This window comes from Sinorhizobium saheli (assembly GCF_001651875.1).
In the GTDB taxonomy this organism is placed as follows: Bacteria; Pseudomonadota; Alphaproteobacteria; order Rhizobiales; family Rhizobiaceae; genus Sinorhizobium; species Sinorhizobium saheli.
This window is the reverse complement of record NZ_LNQB01000065.1, coordinates 80,962-104,858: the sequence shown is the minus strand read 5'-3', so window position 1 is coordinate 104,858 and position 23,897 is coordinate 80,962. Positions and strand designations below refer to the sequence as shown.

At 64.1% G+C, this 23,897-nt stretch carries 29 protein-coding genes; 9 read left to right on the top strand and 20 right to left on the bottom strand.

Annotated features, from left to right (window positions below):
• The first annotated feature begins 50 nt into the window (after positions 1 to 50).
• From ATB98_RS08280 to ATB98_RS08265, 4 genes are all read left to right on the top strand, one after another.
• Positions 51 to 854, top strand: a complete 804-nt coding sequence (locus ATB98_RS08280; RefSeq protein ID WP_066871795.1) for a transporter substrate-binding domain-containing protein — start codon at positions 51 to 53, stop codon at positions 852 to 854.
• Positions 855 to 920: 66 nt separating this feature from the next.
• The gene (locus ATB98_RS08275; RefSeq protein WP_066871792.1) at positions 921 to 1,625 is read left to right on the top strand and encodes an amino acid ABC transporter permease; all 705 of its coding nucleotides are present in this window, start codon (positions 921 to 923) and stop codon (positions 1,623 to 1,625) included.
• A complete protein-coding gene (locus tag ATB98_RS08270) occupies positions 1,622 to 2,281 on the top strand; it encodes an amino acid ABC transporter permease (RefSeq protein WP_066871789.1) in 660 nt (219 codons plus the stop codon). The genes ATB98_RS08275 and ATB98_RS08270 overlap by 4 nt, the downstream gene beginning before the upstream one ends.
• Positions 2,262 to 2,993, top strand: coding sequence for an amino acid ABC transporter ATP-binding protein (locus ATB98_RS08265; RefSeq protein ID WP_066871786.1), 732 nt, complete (start codon positions 2,262 to 2,264; stop codon positions 2,991 to 2,993). The genes ATB98_RS08270 and ATB98_RS08265 overlap by 20 nt, the downstream gene beginning before the upstream one ends.
• A gap of 160 nt (positions 2,994 to 3,153) precedes the next feature.
• Here ATB98_RS08265 and ATB98_RS08260 read toward each other — a convergent pair whose 3' ends face one another.
• The 6 genes from ATB98_RS08260 to ATB98_RS08235 all read right to left on the bottom strand — a co-directional run bounded on the left by ATB98_RS08260 (position 3,154) and on the right by ATB98_RS08235 (position 7,439).
• Complete coding sequence (locus tag ATB98_RS08260) at positions 3,154 to 3,597, bottom strand: hypothetical protein (RefSeq protein ID WP_066871783.1); 444 nt, start codon at positions 3,595 to 3,597, stop codon at positions 3,154 to 3,156.
• Between the two features lie 218 nt (positions 3,598 to 3,815).
• Entirely contained in the window at positions 3,816 to 4,832 is a 1,017-nt protein-coding gene (locus tag ATB98_RS08255; RefSeq protein WP_066871780.1) for a LacI family DNA-binding transcriptional regulator, read from the bottom strand.
• A gap of 133 nt (positions 4,833 to 4,965) precedes the next feature.
• Positions 4,966 to 5,298 carry a hypothetical protein gene (locus tag ATB98_RS08250; RefSeq protein ID WP_066871777.1) on the bottom strand — a complete coding sequence of 111 codons (333 nt, stop codon included), beginning with the start codon at positions 5,296 to 5,298 and terminating at the stop codon, positions 4,966 to 4,968.
• Positions 5,295 to 6,182 (bottom strand): NAD(P)-dependent oxidoreductase, encoded by an 888-nt coding sequence (locus ATB98_RS08245; RefSeq protein WP_066871774.1) that lies wholly within the window; start codon positions 6,180 to 6,182, stop codon positions 5,295 to 5,297. The genes ATB98_RS08250 and ATB98_RS08245 overlap by 4 nt, the downstream gene beginning before the upstream one ends.
• Positions 6,179 to 6,715 carry a gluconokinase gene (locus tag ATB98_RS08240; RefSeq protein ID WP_153435891.1) on the bottom strand — a complete coding sequence of 179 codons (537 nt, stop codon included), beginning with the start codon at positions 6,713 to 6,715 and terminating at the stop codon, positions 6,179 to 6,181. Before ATB98_RS08240 ends, ATB98_RS08245 begins: the two co-directional genes overlap by 4 nt.
• The gene (locus ATB98_RS08235; protein WP_066871768.1) at positions 6,684 to 7,439 is read right to left on the bottom strand and encodes an SDR family oxidoreductase; all 756 of its coding nucleotides are present in this window, start codon (positions 7,437 to 7,439) and stop codon (positions 6,684 to 6,686) included. The genes ATB98_RS08240 and ATB98_RS08235 overlap by 32 nt, the downstream gene beginning before the upstream one ends.
• 87 nt (positions 7,440 to 7,526) lie before the next feature.
• Here ATB98_RS08235 and ATB98_RS08230 point away from each other — a divergent pair, with 87 nt between their 5' ends.
• Together ATB98_RS08230 and ATB98_RS08225 are read left to right on the top strand one after the other, a co-directional pair.
• Complete coding sequence (locus ATB98_RS08230) at positions 7,527 to 8,474, top strand: 2-hydroxyacid dehydrogenase (RefSeq protein WP_066871765.1); 948 nt, start codon at positions 7,527 to 7,529, stop codon at positions 8,472 to 8,474.
• Between the two features lie 10 nt (positions 8,475 to 8,484).
• Entirely contained in the window at positions 8,485 to 9,516 is a 1,032-nt protein-coding gene (locus tag ATB98_RS08225) for an L-idonate 5-dehydrogenase (RefSeq protein WP_066871762.1), read from the top strand.
• A gap of 149 nt (positions 9,517 to 9,665) precedes the next feature.
• Here the strand turns inward: ATB98_RS08225 and ATB98_RS08220 are convergent, their stop codons facing one another.
• Positions 9,666 to 10,085 (bottom strand): GlcG/HbpS family heme-binding protein, encoded by a 420-nt coding sequence (locus tag ATB98_RS08220; protein WP_066871759.1) that lies wholly within the window; start codon positions 10,083 to 10,085, stop codon positions 9,666 to 9,668.
• Between the two features lie 69 nt (positions 10,086 to 10,154).
• Here ATB98_RS08220 and ATB98_RS08215 point away from each other — a divergent pair, with 69 nt between their 5' ends.
• Entirely contained in the window at positions 10,155 to 11,051 is an 897-nt protein-coding gene (locus ATB98_RS08215) for an SMP-30/gluconolactonase/LRE family protein (RefSeq protein ID WP_066871756.1), read from the top strand.
• Positions 11,052 to 11,088: 37 nt separating this feature from the next.
• On the opposite strand, the gene ATB98_RS08210 is transcribed toward ATB98_RS08215, so the two are convergent.
• From ATB98_RS08210 to ATB98_RS08185, 6 genes are all read right to left on the bottom strand, one after another.
• Complete coding sequence (locus tag ATB98_RS08210; protein ID WP_066871753.1) at positions 11,089 to 11,763, bottom strand: 4-carboxy-4-hydroxy-2-oxoadipate aldolase/oxaloacetate decarboxylase; 675 nt, start codon at positions 11,761 to 11,763, stop codon at positions 11,089 to 11,091.
• 143 nt (positions 11,764 to 11,906) lie between these two features.
• On the bottom strand, positions 11,907 to 12,743 hold the full coding sequence (locus ATB98_RS08205) for an ABC transporter substrate-binding protein (protein ID WP_066871750.1): 837 nt from the start codon (positions 12,741 to 12,743) through the stop codon (positions 11,907 to 11,909).
• A gap of 30 nt (positions 12,744 to 12,773) precedes the next feature.
• A complete protein-coding gene (locus ATB98_RS08200; RefSeq protein ID WP_066871748.1) occupies positions 12,774 to 13,538 on the bottom strand; it encodes an amino acid ABC transporter ATP-binding protein in 765 nt (254 codons plus the stop codon).
• Positions 13,535 to 14,293, bottom strand: a complete 759-nt coding sequence (locus ATB98_RS08195; protein ID WP_066871745.1) for an amino acid ABC transporter permease — start codon at positions 14,291 to 14,293, stop codon at positions 13,535 to 13,537. The genes ATB98_RS08200 and ATB98_RS08195 overlap by 4 nt, the downstream gene beginning before the upstream one ends.
• Positions 14,290 to 14,997: an amino acid ABC transporter permease gene (locus ATB98_RS08190; RefSeq protein ID WP_066871741.1), complete on the bottom strand. Its 708-nt coding sequence runs from the start codon at positions 14,995 to 14,997 to the stop codon at positions 14,290 to 14,292. The genes ATB98_RS08195 and ATB98_RS08190 overlap by 4 nt, the downstream gene beginning before the upstream one ends.
• A gap of 3 nt (positions 14,998 to 15,000) precedes the next feature.
• A complete protein-coding gene (locus ATB98_RS08185; protein WP_066871738.1) occupies positions 15,001 to 15,759 on the bottom strand; it encodes an SDR family oxidoreductase in 759 nt (252 codons plus the stop codon).
• A 283-nt stretch (positions 15,760 to 16,042) separates the two neighbouring features.
• Between ATB98_RS08185 and ATB98_RS08180 the strand changes: the two genes are divergently transcribed.
• The gene (locus tag ATB98_RS08180; protein WP_066871736.1) at positions 16,043 to 16,948 is read left to right on the top strand and encodes a LysR substrate-binding domain-containing protein; all 906 of its coding nucleotides are present in this window, start codon (positions 16,043 to 16,045) and stop codon (positions 16,946 to 16,948) included.
• Positions 16,949 to 17,180: 232 nt separating this feature from the next.
• Positions 17,181 to 17,678 carry a BA14K family protein gene (locus ATB98_RS08175; RefSeq protein WP_066871733.1) on the top strand — a complete coding sequence of 166 codons (498 nt, stop codon included), beginning with the start codon at positions 17,181 to 17,183 and terminating at the stop codon, positions 17,676 to 17,678.
• 123 nt (positions 17,679 to 17,801) lie between these two features.
• On the opposite strand, the gene ATB98_RS08170 is transcribed toward ATB98_RS08175, so the two are convergent.
• Genes ATB98_RS08170 through ATB98_RS08140 form a run of 7 tightly spaced genes read right to left on the bottom strand, consistent with a single transcriptional unit; the run spans position 17,802 to position 23,853 of the window.
• On the bottom strand, positions 17,802 to 19,004 hold the full coding sequence (locus tag ATB98_RS08170) for a pyridoxal phosphate-dependent aminotransferase (protein ID WP_066871730.1): 1,203 nt from the start codon (positions 19,002 to 19,004) through the stop codon (positions 17,802 to 17,804).
• Positions 19,005 to 19,034: 30 nt separating this feature from the next.
• Entirely contained in the window at positions 19,035 to 19,841 is an 807-nt protein-coding gene (locus tag ATB98_RS08165) for a 5-oxoprolinase subunit PxpA (protein WP_066871727.1), read from the bottom strand.
• A gap of 35 nt (positions 19,842 to 19,876) precedes the next feature.
• Positions 19,877 to 20,875 (bottom strand): 5-oxoprolinase subunit C family protein, encoded by a 999-nt coding sequence (locus ATB98_RS08160; RefSeq protein WP_066871725.1) that lies wholly within the window; start codon positions 20,873 to 20,875, stop codon positions 19,877 to 19,879.
• Complete coding sequence (gene pxpB / locus ATB98_RS08155) at positions 20,872 to 21,573, bottom strand: 5-oxoprolinase subunit PxpB (protein WP_234781891.1); 702 nt, start codon at positions 21,571 to 21,573, stop codon at positions 20,872 to 20,874. Before pxpB ends, ATB98_RS08160 begins: the two co-directional genes overlap by 4 nt.
• Positions 21,574 to 21,578: 5 nt before the next feature.
• Positions 21,579 to 22,043, bottom strand: coding sequence for a hypothetical protein (locus ATB98_RS08150; protein ID WP_066871720.1), 465 nt, complete (start codon positions 22,041 to 22,043; stop codon positions 21,579 to 21,581).
• The gene (accC, locus tag ATB98_RS08145) at positions 22,040 to 23,419 is read right to left on the bottom strand and encodes an acetyl-CoA carboxylase biotin carboxylase subunit (RefSeq protein WP_066871717.1); all 1,380 of its coding nucleotides are present in this window, start codon (positions 23,417 to 23,419) and stop codon (positions 22,040 to 22,042) included. The genes ATB98_RS08150 and accC overlap by 4 nt, the downstream gene beginning before the upstream one ends.
• Positions 23,419 to 23,853: an acetyl-CoA carboxylase biotin carboxyl carrier protein gene (locus ATB98_RS08140; RefSeq protein WP_066871714.1), complete on the bottom strand. Its 435-nt coding sequence runs from the start codon at positions 23,851 to 23,853 to the stop codon at positions 23,419 to 23,421. The genes accC and ATB98_RS08140 overlap by 1 nt, the downstream gene beginning before the upstream one ends.
• Positions 23,854 to 23,897 lie beyond the last annotated feature (44 nt).

Sequence of the window (23,897 nt, the reverse complement as noted above, 5' to 3'; positions counted from 1 at the left end):
AGGAGCGGGCGGAGGCCGGAAATGACGATCTATCAGGTGGAGGAGAAAACATGACGATTTCAAGCTTTGTGCGCTACATGGTGGCAGCCATCGCTATCGCGGCGGCCAGTCTCACTTCGGCGGTCGGAGCCCAGGCGGCCACGCTGAACGACATCATCTCACGCGGTACCGTCCGCATCGGCGTTCTCACCGGCGCGCCGCCGATGGGGATGGTCGACGAGCAGGGCAATCCGACCGGCTACGACGTCGACGTCGCCAACCTGATCGCCGGCTATCTGTCGTTGCCGGTCGAGCTGGTGCCGCTGACGCCACCGGCGCGCATCCCCGCGCTTCAGACCGGCAAGGTCGATTTCCTCGTCGCCACCCTGGCGCCGACCGGCGAGCGGGCCAAGACGGTGATGTTCACCCAGCCCTACAGCGCCTTCAACATGGACATCATCTCCGGGCCTGACCAGAAATTCGCGAAGCTCACCGATCTCGAAGGCAAGCGTGTCGCCGTCAATCGCGGCTCGTCGCAGGAGACGGCGCTCCGCAAGGCAGCGGTACCGGGCCTCGAAATCGTCGTCTACGAGGATGATTCCACGAGCGCTCAGGCGCTGATCGCCGGACAGGTGGATGCGGTCGCCCTGCCCTCCACGGTCGGCGAGGCGATCATCAAGCAGCGGCCGGATGCCGGCCTGCAGGTCGGCTTCACCTTCTTCCAGCAGGGCAATTCGATGGCGACGCGGATGGAGGACTACGAGATCCGTCAGTGGCTCAACACCGCCATCTACCTGATGAAGATCTCCGGCGATCTCGACAAGATCGCGATGAAGTGGACCGGCCGTCCGATGCCGGCGCTCCCGACGTTCTGATTGCGTTGAACAGGGGCACGCCGGCAATCTTCTGCCGGCGGCCCGCGCAACCGCGACGGAGTTCCCATGACCTACACGTTTCAATTCGGCGTGCTGGCCCAGTACCAGGACCAGATCCTGCACGGCATCTGGCTGACGATCAGGATTTCGGTGCTGTCGATCATCCTCGGCTGCGCCGCTGGCATCCTGCTTGCCTCGGTTCGCTCCATCTGGGGCGGTGCGGTCCGCCTTCTCGTCGATGCCTATGTCGAGATCATCCGCAACACGCCCTTCCTCGTCCAGTTGTTCATCGTCTATTTCGGCCTGCCGGGCCTCGGCATGCGCGTCGGCGCCGATACGGCCGCGCTGATCGGCATGACGATCAACCTCGCCGCCTATTCGACGGAGATCATCCGGGCGGGCATCGAAGCGGTGCACAAGTCGCAGATCGAGGCTGGCGAAGCACTCGGCTTCACCCGCTTCCAGATCTATCGCCACGTCATCATCGTGCCGGCGATCGCCAAGGTCTATCCTGCGCTCTGCAGCCAGTTCGTGCTAATGATGCTGGCCTCCAGCATCTGCTCGGCGATCTCCACCCAGGAACTCGCCGCCTCGGCCGCCTTCATCGAATCGCAGACCTACCGGTCCTTCGAGATCTACATTGCGGTGACGCTGATTTATCTCGCATTGGCGCTGGCGCTGCGGGCAGCCCTTGCGCTCGTCGGCATGTGGCTCTTCGGCCGCCGCGTCGCCCGCCGAACGATGGCGGCCTTGCCGGAGGTGCAGGCATGACCCTCAAGACCTTCGGCCTCGATCAATTCGGCTTTCTCGTTTTCTCGCTGCAATGGACGATCCTGCTGACGGTGATCGCGCTGGTCGGCGGCGGCCTCCTCGGCTTCGCCGTTGCGCTCGCGCGCACCGCGCATCTGAAGCCGGTGCGGATTGCCGCCGCCACCTATATCCAGGTCATCCAGGGCATCCCGGTGCTGATGATCCTGTTTCTCTCCTATTACGGCCTGAGCCTTGCCGGCTTCGAGCTGCCGCCGCTCTGTGCCGCCGGGGCCTCGATGACGATCTACGCGTCCGGCTATCTTGCGGAAATCTGGCGCGGCTGCATCCAGGCGGTGCCGAAGCAGCAATGGGAGGCGTCGGAATCGCTCGCCATGACCCGTCTGCAGCAATACCGCTACGTGATCCTGCCGCAGGCGATGCGCATTTCGCTGCCGCCGACCGTCGGCTTTGCCGTCCAGGTGGTGAAGAACACCTCGATCACCTCGATCATCGGCTTCGTCGAACTCGCCCGGGCCGGGCAGCTCATCAACAACGCGACGTTTCAGCCCTTCCGCGTCTTCCTCGCCGTCGCCGTCCTTTATTTCGTCGTCTGTTACCCGCTGTCCCAGCTATCTCGCCTGCTGGAAAGGAGGCTCCATGCCGGAAGTAGTCGTTGAAAACGTCCACAAGAGCTTCGGCGCTCTCGAAGTCCTCAAGGGCGTGTCGCTTTCGGTCGGGCGCGGCGAGGTCTTCGCGCTGATCGGCCGGTCGGGCTCGGGAAAGAGCACGCTGCTGCGTTGCATGAACGGGCTCGAAAAGATCAATGCGGGCAGGATCGAGATCGCCGGCCACGCGCTCGGCGGCGACGCCAGGGCGCTGCGCAAGCTGCGCACCGATGTCGGCATTGTCTTCCAGAGCTACAATCTCTTTCCGCACCTGACGGTCGGCGAGAACATCATGCTGGCGCCGCGGATCGTCAAGGACGTGGCGAAGGCGAAGGCGCGGGACGTTGCCCGCGAGGTGCTGCAACTCGTCGGGCTGTCGGAAAAGTTCGATTCCTATCCGGACCAGCTTTCCGGCGGCCAGCAGCAGCGCGTCGCGATCGCCCGCTCGCTTGCCATGCGGCCGAAGGTCATGCTCTTCGACGAGGTGACCTCCGCGCTCGACCCGGAACTCACCGAGGAAGTGCTGACGGTCATGGAGAACCTCGCCCGCGACGGCATGACGATGATCCTGGTGACGCACGAAATGGGCTTTGCCCGCCGCGTCGCCACCCAGACGATCTTCATGCACAAGGGTAAGATCTGGGAACAGGGCCCGTCCGCGGCGCTCTTCGCCGATCCTCAGACGCCGGAACTGCGCCAGTTCGTGAAATCCGACGTCAAGTGACGGCCGAGGCTCACTTGAAGGTGCTGAAATGACTGGATGAGGAAGCTGGCGCCGAGGCCAGCCTCCTTTGCTCCGCTCACGATGAACTCTGAGAGCCGGATGCGCTCAAATGCGTTCGCGTCACCGCTCTATCTTTTCGCTTTTGCCATTTCTGCAACGACTAGGCACCATCCCAGGTGACCTGAACGATGCCCGGCGCGTCCGAGTTGAATTGAACATAGTGCCAGGCAGGTTCCGACCTGAAGAGCTTCAATTTATAGGTGTCTCCCGTCTGGTCGGTGAAATACAGATAAAAATACCAGGATCCCGCGCCCGAAGGTCCCTGGCCATATACATTAACTTGGTATTGGTAGAAAGAAAATCGGGGCATATTGACGAGATATATTGAGGAAACGTTTGCGCCATCTTTTCCGACGATGCAGCTGGATAAATCCGTATTGCCGTTAATCGCAAGCAGACCTTGACCAGCCATCAGGGGTGGCCCCGATGCCGTACCTTGATACGAGCCGCAGTCCGGGGACGTGAAATTCGTTGCAGCGTTCTGCGGGATTTCCCCTTCCGGAACGTAGTTGTCGGACGAAACGTATTTTCGAGCTTGCTGCATAGCTGCCTTCCTTCAGTTTCGCGGTTGAAGTGATCTACCCCCGGTTGCGAACATTACACCGAATTTCCCGGGCTTCCATACTAAGAACTAATGGTGAAATCTGCCCATGGGACGGGGGCCGCAAGGACCGGCAACCGACGACGCAGGTGCCAAGCCGGGCACGCCCTCGGAACTGGTGCTCCCGATTGCGTATTCCTGCGTATTTCTGCAGCGTCTCGCTACCGGCTGGTTTGCCGCAGGATCAGGTCGGGGCGGATCGTCACGCGCCCCGGCTGGTCGAGCTTGCCGTTGAGCACGTCGAGGATCAGTTCCGCCGTTTTCGCGCCGATCTCGCTGGCAAAGGCGTTGATCGTCGTGAGGCTCGGCACGCAGATCGCGCCGATCTCGTAATCGCCGAAGCCGGCGATCGCGATTCTGTCGGGCACGGCGATGCCGCGCCGCTGGCATTCGGTGAGCGCCCCGAAGGCGGAAAGGTCGGAGACGCAGATGACCGCCTCCGTGTCGGGGAAGCGCTCGAGCAACTGCCTCATCGCATCGGCCCCCTCGCGCATGGAGATCGGCGGCGGCCCGGCGGCGATCAGGCGTGAAGTATCCAAACCATGGTGGACAAGGGCGGCGATGAAGCCCGCCCGGCGATCGGTACCGCGCGTATCGCGATCGGCGTCACCGCCGATGAAGGCGATCTTGCGATAGCCGACGCTGACGAAGTGATCCACCATCTCGCGCACCGCCAGCGCGTTCGAGAAGCCGACGACATGGCCGATCGGCTCCTCCGGCAGGTCCCAGGTCTCGATGACCGGAATGCCGGCATTCGACAAGAGCTTTCGGGCCCGCGGCGTGTGCTTGCCGCCCGTCACCACGATCGCTTCGGGCTTGCGCCGCAGAAGCTGCTCGATCAGCCGTTCCTCTTCCGCGACATCGTAGTTGGTGTAGCCGAGCAGGATCTGCAGGCCCCGTTCCGAGACTCCGTCCGAAAGCGCCCGCACCGTATCGGCGAAGTTGGCATTGTTGATCGACGGGATCGTCACCGCGATGAAATCGGTGCGCTGGGAGCGGAGATTGGAGGCAGTGCTGTCGAAGACATAGCCGAGCTCCTCGGCAGCCCGCAGCACTGCCTCGCGGGTCTCCTGGCTGACGGAACTGTCACGCTTGAAGGCGCGCGAAACGGTCATCGGCGAAACGCCGGTTCGCCGCGCCACGTCGGCCATCGTCGGGGGCTTGCGGATCGTATCCATTTGCATCCATGTTATCGATATCAATCCAAGTACACCCGGATTGTCGTCGGAATGCAAGCCTCACGCTGCCTCGGCGAGGAAATTCTCCGGCGGAGGGTGCGGCACCCGGACGCGTGCCGCACCGGATCACAACTCAAAGGCGGAATTCGTTCGCCTGGGTGACGTGATGATGGATGCGGCCTTCGAAGAAGCGCGCCAGCACCGCTTCGGTTGCCGCTTTCGCCGCCGCCCGCGCCGGGCTCGCCAGCGCCTTTTCGACCGTGTCGAGATCCGGGTAGTTGATCGCCAGGATCATCGGGATCTCCGGCGCTCCGTCGTCGCGGAAATCCGCGAAGGTGACGCGCACGTCGAGCGCACCGGGAAAGGCCTTCCACTTCGGCAGGATGTCCTCGAGGACCGCGGCCCGGAAGGCCTCGGTCTCGCCATCCTTTACCTTTCCCTCGAACAGCGCGTAGCGGGTAATCATTCGGCAATCTCCTTGTTGGGTCCCTTGAAAAATTCCATCAGCGCCGCCTGGTCCTCGCCGCCGAGGCCGGCGGCCGTCAGCATGCGGTGTATTTCCGCGCAGGTCGCGGTCAGCGGCATGGCGGTGTTGGTGCGGCGGGCAAGGTCCTGCGCGCCGTTCAGGTCCTTGACCATGTTGTCGATCCGGCCGGTGCGGCGATAATCCCTGGCGACGAAGCGCGGCATGTATTCCTGCAGGATGGCGCTATCGGCGCGGCCGCCCTTCAAGGCCTGCGGGACCTTCGCCGCGTCGACGCCGGCGTCGAGCGCCAGCTGCGTCGCCTCGGCGACGGCGAGGAAATTCAGGCCGCAGAGAACCTGGTTGATCAGCTTGGTCGTCTGCCCGGCGCCGGACGGCCCCATATGCGTATAGTTCGAGGCGACGTGCTTCAGCACCTCATAGGCGTCGGCGACGTCCTCCTCCTTGCCGCCGGCCATCAGCGTCAACTCACCGATGAGCGCCTTCGGCGCGCCGCCCGAAAGCGGACTGTCGACCCAGCGCAGCCCGGTTTCCTCGGCCTCCTTCGCCAGCGCCCTGGTGGCTTCCGGATCGATCGACGACATGTCGATGATGAGGGTTCCGGGTTTGGCGCCCTTGGCGACGCCGGTCTCGCCGAAGACGGCGATATGCACGATTCTTGCCGAGTTGAGGCTGAGGATGACGGTGTCGGATGCCGCCGCCGCTTCCGCTGCACTCGCCGCCGCCTTTGCTCCCTTGTCGACCAGCTCCTGCACCTTGGCCCGGTCGAGGTCGAAGACCGTCAGCAGATTGCCGGTTTCGACGAGCCTCGTCCCGATGGCGCCGCCCATGGCGCCGGCACCGATCAACGCGACCTTGTTCGTCATTTATGCAGTCCTCCCAGTTGGGCAGCGATCGCCTCGACGACCGCCTCGAGCGGCTGGTCGATGTCGACGCTGATGGCGTTTTCGTCCGGTCCCGGCGGCTCGAGCGCCGCGAACTGGCTGTCCAGCAGCGCAGGCGGCATGAAATGCCCCTGCCGCTCCTCCATGCGCTTCTCGATGACGGCTCTGGTGCCTGCCAGATGGATGAAGGTGACAGGCTCGCCTGCCGTGCGGACAATATGCGTGCGGTAGGCGCGCTTCAGCGCCGAGCAGCCGATGATCGTCGGTCCGGTGCCGGCCGCAAGCGCCTCGCCGACGCGGGTCAGCCAAGGCCAGCGGTCGGCGTCGTCAAGCGGGATGCCCTTGCTCATCTTGGCGATGTTTTCCGCCGGATGCAGGTCGTCGCCGTCGAAATAGACGGCGCCGATGCGCGTGGCCAGCGCCGCGCCGACCGAGGACTTGCCGCAGCCGGCAACGCCCATCAGCACCATGCGCGGCGGGATTTCAGAGAGAAGCTGTGATGCCGCCGTCGACATAGAGCACGTGTCCGTTCACGAAAGAGGAAGCATTGGAGGCGAGGAAGATGCAGGCGCCGACAAGCTCCTCCACCCTGCCCCAGCGGCCGGCCGGGGTGCGCTTTTCGAGCCAGGCCGAAAAGTCCGGATCGGCAACGAGGGCGGCGTTGAGCGGCGTGTCGAAGTAACCCGGCGCGATGGCGTTGCATTGCAACCCGTATTTCGCCCAGTCGGTCGCCATGCCCTTGGTGAGATTGCCGACCGCGCCCTTGGTGGCGGTGTAGGGGGCGATGCCCGGACGGGCGAGCGCCGTCTGGACGCTGGCGATGTTGATGATCTTGCCGGCACGGCGCTTGATCATGTGCCGGGCTACCGCCTGGCCGACGTTGAAGACCGTCGAGATGTTGGTCCTCAGCAGCTTCTCGAAGGCGTCGGCGGGGAAGTCCTCGAGCGGCGTGCGGTGCTGCATGCCGGCATTGTTGACGAGGATGTCGATCGGCCCGACTTCCGCCTCGAAGCCGTCGACGGCGCCGCGCACCGCCTCATGGTCGGTCGCGTCGAAGGCGAGCTTTTTCGCGCCGGGGACGCGTCCGGCCGCTTCGGCGAGCTTTGCCTGATCGCGCCCGTTGAGGACGACTTCCGCCCCGGCATCGGCGAGGCCACGGGCGAGCGCAAGGCCGATGCCCTGCGACGAGCCGGTGACGAGCGCCCGCCGGCCTTTGAGATCGAACAGTTCGAGGGTCATCTTTCCTCCCGCATTTCATCTCGACATCCGGATTTGATCTGTTTATGTTATCGATAACATTCAATGTCAAGGGACGGAGTTTCTGAATTGACCAAGCCGCATATTCTCCAGGTCGGGCCCTATCCGGAGTGGGACGAGGTGCCGTTGAACGAAGCCTTTACGGTGCACCGCTACTTCGATGCCGCCGACAAGGCGGGGTTCCTCGCCGAGGTCGGGCCAAGCGTCAGAGGGATCGCCACGCGCGGCGAACTCGGCGCAACCCGCGCGATGATCGAGGCGTGCCCGGGGCTCGAAGTCATCTCCGTCTATGGCGTCGGCTTCGACGCGGTCGATCTTGCCGCCTGCCGTGAACGCGGCGTGCGCGTCACCAACACGCCGGACGTTCTGACCAACGACGTCGCCGATCTCGGCGTGGCGATGATGCTCTGCCTGTCGCGCGGCATGATCGGCGCGGAAAGCTGGGTGAAGGACGGCAGTTGGGCGACACGAGGCCTCTATCCGCTGAAGCGCCGCGTCTGGGGCCGGCGTGCCGGCGTGCTCGGCCTCGGCCGTATCGGCTACGAGGTCGCCAAGCGCCTCAACGGCTTCGACATGGACATCGCCTATTCCGACGTCGAGGCGAAGCCCTATGCATCCGAATGGGAATTCGTCGCCGATCCGGTGGCGCTTGCCGAACGGTCGGACTTCCTGTTCGTCACGCTCGCGGCTTCCGCCGCGACGCGCCATATCGTCGGCCGCGAAGTGATCGCGGCACTCGGGCCGGAAGGCATGCTGGTCAACATTTCCCGCGCCTCCAACATCGACGAGGAGGCGCTGCTCGAGGCGCTGGAAAACAGGACGCTCGGCTCCGCGGCGCTCGACGTCTTCGAGGGCGAGCCGGCCCTCAACCCGCGCTTCCTGGCGCTCGACAACGTGCTGCTCCAGCCGCACCATGCCTCGGGCACGATCGAGACGCGCAAGGCCATGGGCCAGTTGGTGCGCGACAATCTCGCCGCGCATTTTGCCGGCAAGCCGCTGCTGACGCCTGTTTTGTAAGGAGGCCCCGATGAAAGCCATTGTCGTTCACGGCGCAAAGGATCTGCGCATCGAGGAGCGGGCGGTCGAGGAACCGGGCCCAGGCGGAGTTCGCCTGCGCCTCGCCGTCGGCGGCGTCTGCGGCAGCGACCTGCATTACTACAATCACGGCGGCTTCGGCACGGTGCGGCTGCGCGAGCCGATGATCCTCGGCCACGAGGTCTCGGCCTACGTGGAAGCGCTGGGATCGGGTGTCGAGGGGCTGAAGATAGGCCAGCTCGTTGCGGTTTCACCGTCCCGCCCCTGCCGGACCTGCCGCTATTGCCAGGAAGGGCTGCACAACCAGTGCCTCAACATGCGCTTCTACGGCAGCGCCATGCCTTTTCCGCATATCCAAGGCGCCTTCCGCGAGGTGCTTGTCGCCGATGCCATCCAATGCGTGCCGGCCGATGGCCTCGCGCCCGGCGAGGCGGCGCTCGGCGAACCGCTGGCGGTGACGCTGCATGCGACCCGCCGGGCGGGTGATATGCTCGGCAAGCGGGTTCTCGTCACCGGCTGCGGGCCGATCGGGGTCCTTTCGATTCTCGCGGCGCGCCGCGCCGGCGCGGCCGAGATCGTTGCGGTCGATCTTTCCGATTTCACCCTGGCACTCGCCAAAAAAGCCGGCGCCGATCGGGTCATCAACACGAAGAGCGAACCGGATGCGCTCGCCCCCTTTGGCGCCGACAAGGGCAGCTTCGACGTTCTCTACGAGTGCTCGGGCGCAGCCCCTGCTCTTGCCGCCGGCATCGCCGCGCTGCGCCCGCGCGGCATCATCATCCAGCTTGGGCTCGGCGGCGACATGAGCCTGCCGATGATGGCGATCACCGCCAAGGAACTCGAACTGCGCGGCTCCTTCCGCTTCCACGAGGAATTCGCCACCGGCGTCGGGCTGATGCAGAAGGGGCTGATCGACGTCAAGCCGCTAATCACCCACACGTTGCCGCTCGCCGAAGCGGTCACCGCCTTCGAACTGGCAAGCGACCGCAGCCAGGCGATGAAGGCGCAGATCGCCTTTTCCTGATCGTCGGCAATGGCCTTGCAGCCATAAAGAACAGGCGGCGCGGCCAAGGTCCGCGCCGCCGCTGTTGTTGAGCGTTAGAGCGGATGCACTCACATGCGTGCGACGTCAGGTGATTCCACCTGACTGCAAAATGCTCTCCCGCGATCTTGTCAGGCCATGTCGGCGCCAATCGCACTCAGTGCGGCCCGGGCGACCGTGACATCCTGTTCGCCGGTGCCGGAACCAACGCCTATGCCGCCGACGAGCACGCCGGCGATCCTGATCGGGAGTCCGCCGGCAAGGCCGGTCACGGCCCCCCCTGTCGCTGCGGCGATGAGAAGCCGTACCTCTTCGGGAATCGTTTTGGTTTCGGCGCCGATCGAGGCTGCGGTCCGCGCCTTCGCTTCGGCGCTGGCAAGCGACAAGAATCGCGCACCACGCATGCGCAACTGGGCAAGCGTGACACCGCTGGCATCGACGATGACAATGCATTGCGGCTGGTGCAATTGTTGCGCCCGGTCCCGGGCCGCCGACAGCATTTTCAACACCGCGTCATCGGTCAGGACTTGCGTGCTCTCGGTGGCAACCATCGTAATTCGCTCTCGTCTCAAGGAATTCGGTGTGGTATCGATAACATCTTCTAATGCAAGGGGAAAGCAATGTCGTTCTTTGAAGTCATCGATCCTGAATTTGGCACCTTTGTTCTCGGCAACGCGCCGGTGAAGCAGATCGCGACGGGCTTCGATTGGGTGGAGGGCCCGGTCTGGTTCGGTGACGCTGGATGCCTTCTGTTTTCAGACATTCCCAACAATCGCATCCACCGGTGGACTCCGGGTGCCGGGGTCTCGGTCTTCAGAGAGCCGTCGAACTTTGCCAATGGTAACACACGGGATCGACAGGGGAGACTAGTGACCTGTGAACATGGCACGAGGCGGGTCACCCGGACGGAGTTCGACGGGTCGATCACCGTCATTGCCGACAGCTTCCGGGGCAAGCGGTTGAACTCGCCCAACGACGTGGTCGTCAGTTCCGATGGCTCGATCTGGTTCTCCGATCCGCACTATGGGATCATGACCGACTACGAGGGTTATCGCTCGGAGCAGGAACTGCCTTGCTGCGTCTATCGCGTCGACCCCGCAGGCCGCATCGAGGCGGTCGTGACCGATATGCACTGCCCGAACGGACTGGCCTTCAGCCCTGACGAGAAGCGGCTTTATGTGGCCGATACCGGGCGGATGTTCCACTCTGACCCGCAGCATATCCGCGTCTTCGACGTCGGGTCGAACGGCCGGTTGTCGGACGGAGAGGTCTTCCACGCCATCAATCCTGGCTGCGCCGACGGCTTTCGCATCGACAGCGACGGGAACCTATGGTCCTCGGCGGCCGACGGCGTCCATTGCATCGCCCCCGATGGTCACCTGATGGGCAAGATCCTCGTCCCCGAACTTGTCTCCAATCTCTGCTTCGGAGGACGGGCAAAGCATCAGCTCTTCATCACCGCGACAACGAGCATCTACACGATCTCGCTCAATCGTCGGGGCGTGCAGCACCCCTGACAAAGGTGCCTGCCCGTCTTCGCGGCCGGACCGCACGTCAATCCTCGACGACGAGGCCCTTTGCCTTCAGCACGGCTTCCAGCTTGCTGACCTCGACGACCGATTTGCCCGCCTTGTAGGCGGCGATGTATTCGGCCTCGGCGTCCTCCCTCGCCTGCGCCAGCTTCGCCACGTCGCGTGCCTCGGTCCGCCGCACGACGACCAAGCCGTCCGCGTCGCCGACGATGATATCGCCGGGATGCACGATCTCGTCGCCGATGAGTATCGGCGCGTTGGTGGCGCCGAGCGTCTCCTTGACCGTGCCCTTGATGCAGACGCTCAAGGAGAAGACGGGGAAGCCGAGTTCGCGCAACTGCAAGGTGTCCCTGACGCCGGTATCGGTGACGAGACCGCCGATGCCCTTCGCGAGACAGGCATTGGCGAGGACGTCGCCGAAGGACCCGGCCTCCTCGTACTCGCCGGCGGAAACGACGATGATGTCGCCGGGCTCAGCGTAGTTGATCGCGACCTGCAGCATGATGTTGTCGCGGGGCGCGCATTTGACCGTGAAGGCCGGGCCGCAGAGTTTCATGCGGTAGTCGATCGGCTTCAACCGCGAAGACAGCGCGCCTCTGCGGCCCTGTGCCTCGTGGAGGGTCGCCGGCGAGAACCGGGCGATGGCCTCGATCTCGTCCTTGCTCGGGCGTTCAAACCGTTGTTTGAGCTTGATCATTTGACGTCTCCTGGGCCGTGGACGGCTGCCGGAATTGTGTTGATCCTGGCGTGCAGCTCCCGCGTCCGGGCGCACGGCTGCTCGAATGCGACCCGGGGCCGGGCCGCATCCTGGGAAAGCGATGTTTCATCGCCGTTCGGTGACTACGGAATCGGCTCGAACTTCAGCTCGGTGATCGGAACGACCTTGTCCGTGCGGGTCATGTTGTACTCGGTGTTCGGTCCGAGCCATTTGTCCCAGATCTTGTTGATCTCGCCGGACGTGTCGAGCGCGACCAGGATTTCGTTGATCTTCGCCGTCAATGCCGGCTCGTCCTTCTTCATGCCGATGCCGATCGGCTGGTAGAGCATGGGCTCTTCGATCATGCGCATCTCGGCACCCTTGGTCTTCGACTCGTGAACGATCTTGGTCGTCGTCATCGTATTGGCGACGAGCCCACGGGCCTTGCCCTGCTGAACGGCGAGATAGGCGGAACCCGTATCCTGGAACGTCAGCGGCTTCGATTCGTTCTTGCGGATGGCGAGCTCCGAGGTCGAGCCCTTCGTCGAGGCAAGCCGGACACCGGCGAAATCGGCCTTCTTCTGGCCGGGGTCATCGGCCTTCACGATCAGCATTTCCTTGGCGAGATAATAGGGATGGCTGAACTCGATCTGTTCGGCGCGGCTCAGCGTATAGGCAAGGTTGGCCACCGCGATGTCGACGTGCCCAAGCTTCACCTCGGGAACGCGCGCCTCGACCGACAACGGCTTGATCTCGGCCTTGACGCCGAGCTCGCGGGCGATCGCGTTGCAGAGATCGACGTCGAAACCCGCCATCTCGCGCGTTTTCGGATCGGGGGCCGCGAAGGGCGGCACGTCGGCAAAGGTTCCGCAGCGGATCACCTTGGCCGAAATGATATCGGCAAGCTTGTCCGCCTTTGCCGGACCGGCAACCGCGGTCACCACGAGCGCGACGCCCAGGGTCCATGATTTCACTTTCATTGCGTGTTCTCCTCTGGAGTTTGGTTTTGGTTAGTGCCGCAGATCGCTCAGGAAGCGCTGCGCTCGCGTCGTTTGGGGGCGAGAGAAGAATTCGTCGGGCGGGGCGGACTCGATGATCTGCCCCTGGTCGATGAACCAGACGCGATCCGCGACATCACGGGCAAAGCCCATCTCGTGCGTGACGCACATCATCGTCATGCCGTCGGCCGCGAGCCCTTTCATAACGGCGAGAACCTCGCCGACCATTTCCGGGTCGAGTGCGCTCGTCGGCTCGTCGAAGAGCATCACCGGGGGTTCCATCGCCAGCGCCCGTGCTATGGCGACTCGCTGCTGCTGGCCGCCCGACAGTTGACCGGGATAGGCATGGGCCTTGTCGGCGAGGCCCACGCGTTCCAGGAGCTGCGTGGCCTTGGCGTAGGCCGCCTCGCGCGGGACGCCCTTCACCCGGATCGGCGATATCGCGATGTTGTCGATGGCCGACAGGTGAGGAAACAGGTTGAAGCTCTGGAAGACGAAGCCGATGCGGCTGCGCAACAGGTTGAGTTCCCTGGCAGGCATCGGCTGATGGATGTTGTTGCCGTCGCAGACGATCGAGCCGCTCCCGATTTCCTCCAGCCGGTTGACGGTCCGGATCAATGTCGACTTGCCCGAGCCGGACGGGCCGCAGATCACCACGACCTCGCCGCGAGCCACTTCGGCATCGATCCCCTTGAGCACCTCATAGAGGCCGTAGCTCTTGCGGACGCCTTTCAGCTGAATCATGGGCGAATTGTTCGAGGGCACGGTCGTGTTCATGATGGCTGATCCGTGAGAGCTGCGAGTTTGAGGGATTTCGCGGTTGGCTGCGGCGCGGTGCCGGCCCGCCTGCGGGTGATCCGGCGCTCCGTGAGCACGGCCACCCGGCTCAACGACCAGCAGATCACGTAGTAGACGGCCGCGAGGATGAAGAAGACCTGGAACGGCTGGGTGAGCAGCTGGTTGTTGATCTGGCTGGCGGCGAAGGTCAGGTCGGGCACGTTGATCACGTAGCCGAGGGTCGTGTCCTTGATCGTCGCGACGAAGACCGAAATGATGCTCGGAATCACATTGTAGAGTGCCTGCGGCAGGATGACGTAGCGCATCGCGCCGAGATAGCTGTGGCCGAGCGCCCGGGCTGCCTCCATCTGGCCGTGTCCGAGTGCGACGATCCCGCCGCGCACCACCTCGCTCAGGAACGCACCCTGGTAGACGACGAGCGTTACCAGCATCGTGAGGAAGGCCGGGACATTGGCTCCTGTGACGAGCGGCACGAGGAAATATCCCCACAGGATCAACATCAGCAGCGGCACGCCGCGCGTGAAGTAGACGAGCGCGGTCACCGGCCAGTTCAGGAACGGCGACTTCGAAAGCCGGGCAAGCGCGAGCGCAATGCTCACCGGAAAGGCAAAGGCGATCGCCAGGACCGAGAGCATCAGCGTCGCCGCAAGTCCCCCGAGCGGACCGTTCGGATACTGCCCGATGAGCAGCAGCAGCCAGTAATCGCGGATGATGGCAACGATATCGCTGATCATGCCCGCCCGCTCCTCATCGGGTCCGCCTTCCGGGCGATGTAGGCGCCACCCGCCATGATCATCAGCGAGAAGACGAGGTAGAGCACGGTGACCAGCAGATAGCTCTCGAACGTGCGGAAGCTCAGGTTTTCGATCTCCTTCACCGCATAGGTGAGTTCGGCGACGCCGATCGCGACCGCGAGGCTGCTGTTCTTGAACAGGGAGACGCTGTGATTGATGAGCGCGGGCAGCGCGTTCCTCACCCCTTGCGGCAGCATGACGTAGCGCATCGCCGAGACATATCCGTGGCCGAGCGCGCGGGCTGCCTCCATCTGGCCGGGGCTCACCGCCCGCATGCCGGAGCGCAGGTCCTCGCTGAAATAGGCCGCCTGGCAGAGCCCCAGTCCGATCACCGCGAAAGTGGCCTCGGCATTATGGTCGTTCAACCAGAACGTGAGCCCCTCCGGCATCAGCGTGAAGATGCCGAAGTACCACAGCATGAGCTGCACCAGGGTCGGGACGTTGCGGTGATAGGAAACGTAGGCCGTTACGAAGGCATTGCCGGCCGGGCCGGGTGCGTAGCGCAGGCCGAGCAGAAGCAATGCCAGCGTCATTGCGAGAAGCCAGGAACCGATCGCCACGATGAACGTCATCTCGATGCCGAGGACGAGCATCGACACGTATTCCGGATTACCCAGGATCTCAGAGAGGTCGAAGCTCGTCACGGCTTACCCCTCGTTCCTTGGAGACTGAGGCTTTGCCGTCTGCAGGCCACCCATGACCTGCAGCGTCGGCGTAATCTCCATGTGTCCTATGTTGACGGCAACGGGGGCGGCGATCGCAAAGGCGATGGCATCGGCGATGTCCCTGGCTTCCGGCAGTTCGTAGCCGTCGATGAAGCGTTCGCGGATTTCCGGGCTGTCACCATGAACATGCGCGAAGATGTCGGTCGCCACCCGCCCCGGGCAGATTTCCGTGACGCGCACGCGCTTGCCGAAGGCGTCGATGCGCAGCTGGTTCGACAGCATGCGAACGCCCGCCTTGGTCGCGTGATAGGTGGAATTTCCACCGAAATTATAGGCACCCGCGATGGAAGAGATGTTGACGACATGGCCGCGATCGCGCGCAACCATTCCGGGGACGACCATGCGGCAAAGGTGAAGAACCGCGCGAAGATTGACATCGATGAGGAGATCGATGTCGCCCTCCTCCGCTTCCAGGAATTTCTTGGGGCGGTCGACGCCGGCATTGTTGACGAGGATATCGAACTCGACGCTGCTCGTGAGCTCCGCGAGGGCTGCGCGGTCGGTGACATCGATCGCGTGTGCCACGCAGCCGGTGCGCTCCGCGAGCTTGCGCAGCGGCTCGGCACTGCGCGCGATCGCGTGCACTTCAAGCCCTTCGGCGCAAATGCGCTCGACGATTGCCGCTCCGATCCCGGAGGAGGCGCCGGTGACAAGGGCGGTTCTGTAGTCCGAAAACGGCATGAGCGATCCCCTTTGTTTCAAGAACTTTAGCGGACCTGTCGAGCGCGCGATAATTCCGATTATCTTTGGAGGGATAAGCCTAGCTTATGAAGGCGCCGATCACCATCTAACCGCTTGATATCGCGCGACTAACATGTATGGCCGCCGCTCGGCGCGCCTGCCCCCCGCGGCCCCGGCCTCCCGTATATCGCCCAAGTTTGGCTTGGGAAAGAAGGCGTTACAAGCTAACAGCCAGGCTGTACTATTCGGATCGGATGCAGCAACAGCGGGCGCGAATTCATCGATGGATACCAGGCGTTTCAAATCGTTCGTCGTGATTGTCGATACGGGCAGCATCACGAGAGCCGCGGATATCCTCCACATCGCCCAGCCTGCGCTCAGCCAGCAGCTTGCCGCGCTCGAGGAGCACTTCGGGACGAAGCTGCTCACAAGAAGCCAGCAGGGCGTCGTCATGACCGACGCGGGCGCGGAGGTCTATCGCCACGCCCAGATCATCCTGCGACAGATGGATCAGGCGCGTGCCGACGTCGCCGCCGCGGGGAAACACCTTGCCGGCCGCGTTTCCGTCGGGCTGACGCCATTCAGCAGCGCGGCAACCCTGTCGTTCGAACTGCTTGCGGAAACAAGGCGGCGGCACCCCGGCATCGTGCTACACCTCACCGAGAGCGTAGGGCAGACCTATAGCCAGATGCTGATGAACAATCGGCTGGAAATCGCGCTCATACACGGTGCAGGTCCGATGAAGGGGCTGCGCTTCGAAACCCTTCTCAGGGAGGATTTCTACCTCGTCGCGCATGAGAAATTCGGCATCGAGCCGGGCGATGCACCGGTCCCGGTATCGACGCTGGAGCCGCTGCCCTTCCTGATGCCGCCCGCCTATAATTTCGTGCGGCGCGCGGTCGAATCCGTCTTCGCGAGGAGCCGGGCGAATTTGACCGTGATCGGGGAAGTCGAGGTTATCCGGACATTGACGCGCGCCGTCAGCAGCGGTCTCGGAGCAACGATCATGCCGAAGGCCGTGGCAGACCGCATCGTTTCGGAAGGGGCAGGTCCCACAATTTGCCGGAGCATCTCTCCGAAGATCGAGGAAACGCTCTCGCTCTGCGTGTCCGAATACGCTCCGCTGTCGGAGCCCGCCATAGCCGTGCAGACGCTGCTGCGCGAACTGACCGAGCGGCTGAAGCAGTAAAGCGGGGGATGCGGCACCGCTGTCGTTTCGGGAGAGAAAGCCGAGCCTGATCGGCAGGGTTGCGAGCAGCGCGTCGCTTGCGCTCGGCCAATCTGCACGGCGGGCTTTCCTGGAGCGGGATGCACTGACATGCGTTCGCGCCACCGCTCGCATCCGCTTGGAAATTAAGGTGCTAACCGGCCATTTCCGCGCTATATTCGTCGCGCAACGGTCAGAGGGAAAGGTGAAGCCAATGAAGAGGCTAGCAATGGTTGCCCTCTCGCTGGCGACGGCGCTAACCAGCGTTTCGCCGGCCATGGCGTTTCCGATATTTGCCGTGCCGAAGGTCGAGGCAGCGCAGGTGCAACCGGTTCAGTACAGGCGCCACTATGGCGGCTATCGCGGCGGATACCGCCGGCATCACCACAACGGTGGCGACGATTTGGCCTGGGCGCTCGGCGGGTTCGCCACTGGCGCGATCATCGGCGGGCTGCTGGCGCAACCGAGGTATTACGGCCCGGGCTACTATGGTGGCGGCTATTACGGCCAGGCCTACTACGGCCCGACCTATTACCGCCCGCGCTACTATGCGCCCCGCTACTACGCGCCACGCTATTATCGCCAAACCTATTATGGCGGTAATGCGCATGCGCGCTGGTGCTACGCGCGATACAGGTCCTACAGGGCTTACGACAATACGTTCCAGCCCTATGTCGGTCCGCGGCAGCCGTGCATTTCGCCTTACTCGTGATGGCGCGGCGCCTGAGCCCTGGTCCCTGAACAGAGCGCGGCGATCGCCTCGAGCGGGATAAATCTGTGCGTTTCCGCGCGCATCCCGCTCGCCGGTCGTTTCGACCCGTGATCTGACTTGCGCCTACTTCAAATCGCTGCAGAACTCAGCGATCCGGTCGCAGCCGTCTGCGAGCTTCTCCATGCTGGTGGCGTAGGAGATGCGGAAGAACGGGCTCATGCCGTAAGCCGCGCCCTGCACGGTCGCCACGTGCTGCTCGTCGAGCAATGCCATGACGAAGTCCGTGTCCGTTTCGATCCGGCGCCCCGACTTGCTCACCTTGCCGATCAGACCCGCAATGCCCGGAAACAAATAGAAGGCGCCTTCCGGCCTGTGGCAGGTCAGGCCGTCTATGCCGGCGAGCCTGTCGAGCACGAAGTCGCGCCGCCTGCGATAGATCGCGGCGCGCTCCTTCAAGAGGTCCTGCGGCCCGTCGAGCACCGCCACCGCCGCCGCCTGGGTGATCGTCGAGGTGCCGCCGCTGTTCTGGCCGTTAACATTGCTGATGGCGGCGATGAGGTTCTTCGGCCCGCCGCAGAAGCCCAGTCGCCAGCCGGTCATCGCATAGGCCTTGGAGGCGCCGTTGACGGTCAGGACGCGGTCGTAGAGCCGCGGCTCCACCTCGGCGATCGTGCAGAACTCGAAGTCGTCATAGACGAGATGCTCGTACATGTCGTCGGTCATGATCCAGACATCGGGATGGCGCAGCATGACCTCGGCGATCGCCGCCATCTCCCTGCGCGAGCAGGCAGCACCGGTCGGATTGTTGGGGAAATTGAGGAACAGCCATTTCGTCCGCGGGGTGATCGCCGCCGCCAGATCTCCCGCACTGAGCTTGAAGCCGTTTTCCTGGCTGCAGGCTACCGGAACCGGCACTCCGCCGGCGAAGCGAACGATGTCGGCGTAGCTGATCCATGCCGGGGACGGGATGACGACCTCGTCTCCCGGATTGCAAGTTGCAAGCACCGCATTGAAGATCACCTGCTTGCCGCCGCCGGAGACGAGGATCTGGCCGGGCTCGTAATCGAGATTGTTGTCCCGCTTGAATTTGCGCGCGATGGCCGCCTTGAGCGCGGGCGTGCCGTCGAGCGGCGGATATTTGGTGTCTCCCGCGAGCGCCGCGGCATGGCCAGCTTCGATTGCATGCGGCGGCGTCGGGAAATCCGGCTCCCCGGAGGAGAGGGAAACGACATCGATGTCCCGCGACGCGAGGTCACGGGCACGTTGCGTCATCGCGGCAGACGCGGATACGGAAACATTCTTGAGACGGTCGGCGAGGGTCGGCATGGGATTTCTCGTCTTTCACTTTCGTTGACGCTAACGGATGTCCTCACGCCGAACGCCGGCGTGCGGATTTGCGGCGAGGACTTCGCGGGCGGGCGCGATCGTTGCCCCCGTCGCCTCGATCTCGCTGCGGACGATGCGGGCAAGTTCGAGCGAACCGGGTGTGTCGCTGTGGACGAGGATCGAACGGGCGCGAACCGCAATCACCTGGTTGTCGATCGTCGTCACCGTCCCGCTTTCGAGGAATTGCCGAACCCGGGCACGCACCGCCGCCTCGTCCTTGAGGACCGCGTTCGGCAATTTGCGCGAAACAAGCTGACCGCTTGCATCATAGGCCCGGTCGGCGAGGAAGAGCGTGAGACTTTTCAGGCCGGCACGGATGGCGGCCCGTTCTATTTCCGTATCGGGCATCGCGAAAACGATGAGCTCCGGGTCCACCGATCTGATCGCCTGCATGGTCATGTCGGCGAGCGCGGGGTCGCGGTTGATCATGCTGCCCATCGCGGCGTGAAAGCCGATATGGGCGACCGGGACGCCTTCCGCCCTCGCGATCGCGGTCAACGCCCCCAGCTGGTAAAGGACCTGCTGGCGCAGCTCATCCGCCTCCACAGGCATTTCCCGGCGCCCGAAGCCGAGACGGTCGGGGAAGCCCGGATGAGCTCCGACGCCGACGCCGCGGGCCTTTGCGAGCCTCACCATCCGCGCCATAGTGTCCGGATCGCCGGCGTGAAAGCCGCAGGCGATGTTCGCCGACGACACCACTTCCATGAGCGCCGCGTCGTCGCAGAGCCGATAGGGTCCGAAGCCCTCCCCCATGTCCGAATTGAGATCGATCTTCATCCTTGCCTCCTCTGTCTTGCAACGGCCGGCACGAACTATCGGCGTGACATGGCCGCCAGCGCCTGGGCGAGCATGGGCACCGTGCAACGGACGTCGTCGAGATAGGCCCGCACCGCACGCTCTGCCTCGCGCGCCTCGGCGATGCTCGATCGGACAAACCGGATGCGGCTGCCGATGCGCGCCTGACCCAGCCGCCACAGGTCGACGTCGATCACACCCGCCATCTTGGGATAGCCGCCGGCGGTGTTGGCATCGCTCATCTGGATGATCGGCTCGCCGGACGGCGGCATCTGCACGACGCCGGGGACGACGCCATGCGAGCGCAGTTCAACGGGAGACGCAAGCCGGATCGGCTCGCCCGAGAGCCGGTAGCCGGTGCGGTCGCTATGGGAGGAGATCTTCCAGGTCTGCGTCCAGAAGCGCTCGGCCTCGGCACCGAAGAGAGCGTATTCCCCGGCGGGCACGGCCCGGACGAGGAGCGTGCCATCCTCCGGAGCCGGAAAATGCGCGGCAAGCGCGGTTTCCGGCGGCATGACGCCGAAGCCGCCCTGCGGCACCGCAGGTCCAGCCGCGCCGGCGACGGGCAACCGATCGTTCGCCGCCAGGAAACGGCCCTCGAGCCCGCCGAACCCGCCTCGAAGCGACGTGCTGCGCGATCCCATCACCGGCTCGACCTCGATCCCGCCGGCAAGGCAAAGATAGGCGCGGGCGGCACGGCGGGGCGTGTCGAGCTCCAGTACCTGCCCGCTCAAAACCGGCATCGCCCACCAGGGCGGAAGCCGCCGCCCGTCCAGGCGCGCCTCGCAATCCGCGCCGGTGACCGCGACTGCCATGTCTCGTTCGAACCGAAGCCGAAAGGGAAAGGTCTGAATTTCGAGAGCGGCCTCCCCTTCGGCGTTGCCGACAAGCAGGTTGCCCACCATCAGGGCGAGCCGGTCCATCGCGCCGCTCGAGGTCACGCCTGCGTTGCGGAAACCGAAACGGCCGAGGTCCTGCACCGTGTTCAGCGGACCGGTCTGGAGAACTTCGATCACAGTTCGATCCTCTCGGGACGGAAGCGGACCCGATCACCGGGAGCGAGCAGCGCCGGCGGCGTCTTCGTAGGCTCGAACATCTGCATTTCGGCGAAACCGATCGAATTCCAGCCGTTTGGTCCCGTCAGGACCGACACCCCCGTCTGCATGCCGCCGATCGTCACGGTGCCCTTGAGCATACGGAGGGACGGCACGGTCTTGCGCGGCATATAGATGCGCGGATCGAGCCCGTGCAGGTATCCGAAGCCGGGCGCGCTGCCGAGTGCGACAACCGTGTAGTCGCCCTGCCAGTGCAGACGCACGACCTCGCGATCGCTCAGTCCCGAATAGTCGCAAATGGCCGCGAGGTCGGTTGCATTATCGCCGCCGTAGGTGACCGGGATTTCGACCGTCTTTCCGCTCAGGTCGATACTGCGCGCGCAATCCCATTCGTGGCCCAGGCGAAGGTGCAATTGCTCCGGCTCCTCAGGCGTCTGCTTGAGGATCACGAGGAGGTTCGTGACGCCGGGAACGACTTCGCGAACCTCGGGCCAGTCCTCGACCGCATGGGCCAGGGCCCAGATGCGCCGCTGTGTCGGCAGGTCGAACGCGCCCGGCGCCTCGATGAGATAGGCGCCCGTGCCGATCATGGAGATTTTCGGCTCGTCGGCGGTTGCCGTCGCGACGATTGCCGGTGTCGAGAGAACGTTGCCTTGCATGACGCTCATTGTGCTGGCTCGATCAGAAAAACGGTGTCGCCATATCCGACGAGGTCGCCCGGTCCGACCGTGCAGGCGCGGAGCGTCCCCGCCTCTTCGGCGCGGATTGGCATGATGAGCGGCCCGATACCGACGAAGCCGACGATCTGCTCTGGAAAGACGGAGGCGCCTATGGCCGCTTCTGCGGCATCGCGTGCCGGATGCACGGGAAGGAAGTGCCCTGCGATCTGTGATTTCGCGGGCCTCACACTATGAGGCTCCACCGGAGCCGCCGCGACCGGATCCACGCCGGCGTCCCGCAAGGCGGCATCCTCACCGGTGACGATCCGGACGAGCCGGCCGTCTTCCGTCTCGATCTCGATCGAAGCGACCCCGGCCCCTTCGAGCCAGAGCGCAATCTGCTCGAGCGTTGCCGGATCCAGCATCTGCGCGGTGAGCGATCCGCTCTTTCGCTTACGTCCCTTCATCATTTCTTGCGCTCGCCCAACCACGTCTCGAGGTAATGGATGTCCGTCTGGCCGGCGCAGAACGCAGGCTCCGCGAAAAGCTCCCGATGAAGCGGAAGATTGGTCGCAATCCCGTCGATCGCCGTGTCCGCCAATGCGACCCGCATGCGGCGAATGGCCTCTTCTCGCGTCGGCGCGTGGACGATTAGCTTGGCGATCAGCGAGTCGTAGTGCGGCGACACCCTGTAACCCGTCGTCACATGGGTATCGACGCGGACACCGGGGCCTCCCGGGAACTGCGCTGCGGTGATCGTGCCGGGCGACGCGGCGAAGGTGAATGGATCTTCCGCATTGATCCGGCATTCGAAGGAATGGCCATAAGTTCGCACATCGGCCTGGGAAATCGTCAATGGCAGCCCCTGCGCGACGCGAAGCTGCTCGCGCACGATATCAATCCCTGAGGTCATCTCCGTGACCGGGTGCTCGACCTGAAGGCGCGTGTTCATTTCGATGAAGTAGAACGCGCCGTCCTCATAGAGAAACTCGAAGGTCCCAGCTCCCCGATAGCCGATCTTCCGGCACGCGTTGGCGCAGCGTTCCCCCACCGCGGCGACGATATCAGCCGGAATGGCGGGCGCCGGCGCCTCCTCGACCACTTTCTGGTGGCGTCGCTGCATCGAGCAGTCCCTATGGCCGAGCCAAACGGCATTGTCGTGCTCGTCGCAAAGCACCTGAAATTCGATGTGGCGGGGATGCGCGAGGAATTTCTCGATGTAGAGGTCCGGCCTGCCGAAAGCCCTTCGAGCCTCCTCGCGGGTGACCGACACCGCATCGCCGAGCGCCGAGGGATCGTGCACGACGCGCATGCCCCTGCCGCCACCGCCGCCCGCCGCCTTGATGATCACCGGATAGCCGATGCCCTCGGCAATGGCCGCGATCGACGCCAAGTCTTCGGGAAGCGCCGCATCGGGCCCGGGCACGCAGGGAACGCCCGCCTCGATCATCGCGCGTTTGGCGGCGATCTTGTCGCCCATCGTGCGGATCGCCGAAGCAGGCGGCCCTATGAAGATGAGCCCAGCGCGCTCGACGGCTTCCGCGAAAGCCGCGTTCTCCGACAGAAAACCGTAGCCCGGGTGAATGGCGCCGGCGCCGGTCGCCCGCGCGGCAAGCAGGACCGCGGCCTGGTTGAGGTAACTCTGGCGCGGGGATGCCGGCCCGATGCAGACAAATTCATCGCCCGCCTGTCGGTAAGGCGCATCCCGGTCGGCCTCGGAGCAGATCATGACGGTCCGCAGGCCCATCTCACGGGTTGCCCGTTGCACACGCAATGCGATCTCGCCACGGTTGGCTATCAACACCTTCTCGAACCGGGGCGCGCTCTCCGACGGCACGGGCGACATCATCCGATCTCCATCAGCGGCTCACCCGCTTCCACGTCCTCACCATCCTTCGCGAGGATGCGGGTAATCGGCCCCGCCTTGTGCGCAGTTACGGTGTTGAAGACCTTCATGGCCTCGACGATGCAGAGGCTTTGACCTGCCTCTACGAAATCCCCCACCTCGACGAAGGGGCGAGCGCCGGGTTTGGGGGAGCGATGCAGCACGCCAAACACCGGCGCCACCACAACGCGGCCGTCGGCGGCCTGGCTCCTATCGTCCTGGACAGCAGCGGTCGCCGCTTCCGGGCGGCTAGCCTTTGGGACTGGATTTGATGCGTGCCGTTCGAACGAAGCATTCGATACCCGAATGGTGACACCGTCGTCGCTCACCATCAGTTCGGAAACGCGCGAACGGCCGACAAACTCAATAAGCGTTCTGATCGTTTCGAGATCCATCGCGTTTCCACCCACTCGTCGCTTTCGGGCCATCTTGCGATGAC

Excerpts from the sequence above, each read along its gene's own strand:
- ATB98_RS08280 (WP_066871795.1), top strand. The coding sequence starts at position 51 with ATGACGATTTCAAGCTTTGTGCGCTACATGGTGGCAGCCATCGCTATC.
- ATB98_RS08275 (WP_066871792.1), top strand. The coding sequence starts at position 921 with ATGACCTACACGTTTCAATTCGGCGTGCTGGCCCAGTACCAGGACCAG.
- ATB98_RS08270 (WP_066871789.1), top strand. The coding sequence starts at position 1,622 with ATGACCCTCAAGACCTTCGGCCTCGATCAATTCGGCTTTCTCGTTTTC.
- ATB98_RS08265 (WP_066871786.1), top strand. The coding sequence starts at position 2,262 with ATGCCGGAAGTAGTCGTTGAAAACGTCCACAAGAGCTTCGGCGCTCTC.
- ATB98_RS08260 (WP_066871783.1), bottom strand. The coding sequence starts at position 3,597 with ATGCAGCAAGCTCGAAAATACGTTTCGTCCGACAACTACGTTCCGGAA.
- ATB98_RS08255 (WP_066871780.1), bottom strand. The coding sequence starts at position 4,832 with ATGGATACGATCCGCAAGCCCCCGACGATGGCCGACGTGGCGCGGCGA.
- ATB98_RS08250 (WP_066871777.1), bottom strand. The coding sequence starts at position 5,298 with ATGATTACCCGCTACGCGCTGTTCGAGGGAAAGGTAAAGGATGGCGAG.
- ATB98_RS08245 (WP_066871774.1), bottom strand. The coding sequence starts at position 6,182 with ATGACGAACAAGGTCGCGTTGATCGGTGCCGGCGCCATGGGCGGCGCC.
- ATB98_RS08240 (WP_153435891.1), bottom strand. The coding sequence starts at position 6,715 with ATGTCGACGGCGGCATCACAGCTTCTCTCTGAAATCCCGCCGCGCATG.
- ATB98_RS08235 (WP_066871768.1), bottom strand. The coding sequence starts at position 7,439 with ATGACCCTCGAACTGTTCGATCTCAAAGGCCGGCGGGCGCTCGTCACC.
- ATB98_RS08225 (WP_066871762.1), top strand. The coding sequence starts at position 8,485 with ATGAAAGCCATTGTCGTTCACGGCGCAAAGGATCTGCGCATCGAGGAG.
- ATB98_RS08220 (WP_066871759.1), bottom strand. The coding sequence starts at position 10,085 with ATGGTTGCCACCGAGAGCACGCAAGTCCTGACCGATGACGCGGTGTTG.
- ATB98_RS08215 (WP_066871756.1), top strand. The coding sequence starts at position 10,155 with ATGTCGTTCTTTGAAGTCATCGATCCTGAATTTGGCACCTTTGTTCTC.
- ATB98_RS08210 (WP_066871753.1), bottom strand. The coding sequence starts at position 11,763 with ATGATCAAGCTCAAACAACGGTTTGAACGCCCGAGCAAGGACGAGATC.
- ATB98_RS08205 (WP_066871750.1), bottom strand. The coding sequence starts at position 12,743 with ATGAAAGTGAAATCATGGACCCTGGGCGTCGCGCTCGTGGTGACCGCG.
- ATB98_RS08200 (WP_066871748.1), bottom strand. The coding sequence starts at position 13,538 with ATGAACACGACCGTGCCCTCGAACAATTCGCCCATGATTCAGCTGAAA.
- ATB98_RS08195 (WP_066871745.1), bottom strand. The coding sequence starts at position 14,293 with ATGATCAGCGATATCGTTGCCATCATCCGCGATTACTGGCTGCTGCTG.
- ATB98_RS08185 (WP_066871738.1), bottom strand. The coding sequence starts at position 15,759 with ATGCCGTTTTCGGACTACAGAACCGCCCTTGTCACCGGCGCCTCCTCC.
- ATB98_RS08180 (WP_066871736.1), top strand. The coding sequence starts at position 16,043 with ATGGATACCAGGCGTTTCAAATCGTTCGTCGTGATTGTCGATACGGGC.
- ATB98_RS08175 (WP_066871733.1), top strand. The coding sequence starts at position 17,181 with ATGAAGAGGCTAGCAATGGTTGCCCTCTCGCTGGCGACGGCGCTAACC.
- ATB98_RS08170 (WP_066871730.1), bottom strand. The coding sequence starts at position 19,004 with ATGCCGACCCTCGCCGACCGTCTCAAGAATGTTTCCGTATCCGCGTCT.
- ATB98_RS08165 (WP_066871727.1), bottom strand. The coding sequence starts at position 19,841 with ATGAAGATCGATCTCAATTCGGACATGGGGGAGGGCTTCGGACCCTAT.
- pxpB (WP_234781891.1), bottom strand. The coding sequence starts at position 21,573 with ATGCAAGGCAACGTTCTCTCGACACCGGCAATCGTCGCGACGGCAACC.
- ATB98_RS08150 (WP_066871720.1), bottom strand. The coding sequence starts at position 22,043 with ATGATGAAGGGACGTAAGCGAAAGAGCGGATCGCTCACCGCGCAGATG.
- accC (WP_066871717.1), bottom strand. The coding sequence starts at position 23,419 with ATGTCGCCCGTGCCGTCGGAGAGCGCGCCCCGGTTCGAGAAGGTGTTG.
- ATB98_RS08140 (WP_066871714.1), bottom strand. The coding sequence starts at position 23,853 with ATGGATCTCGAAACGATCAGAACGCTTATTGAGTTTGTCGGCCGTTCG.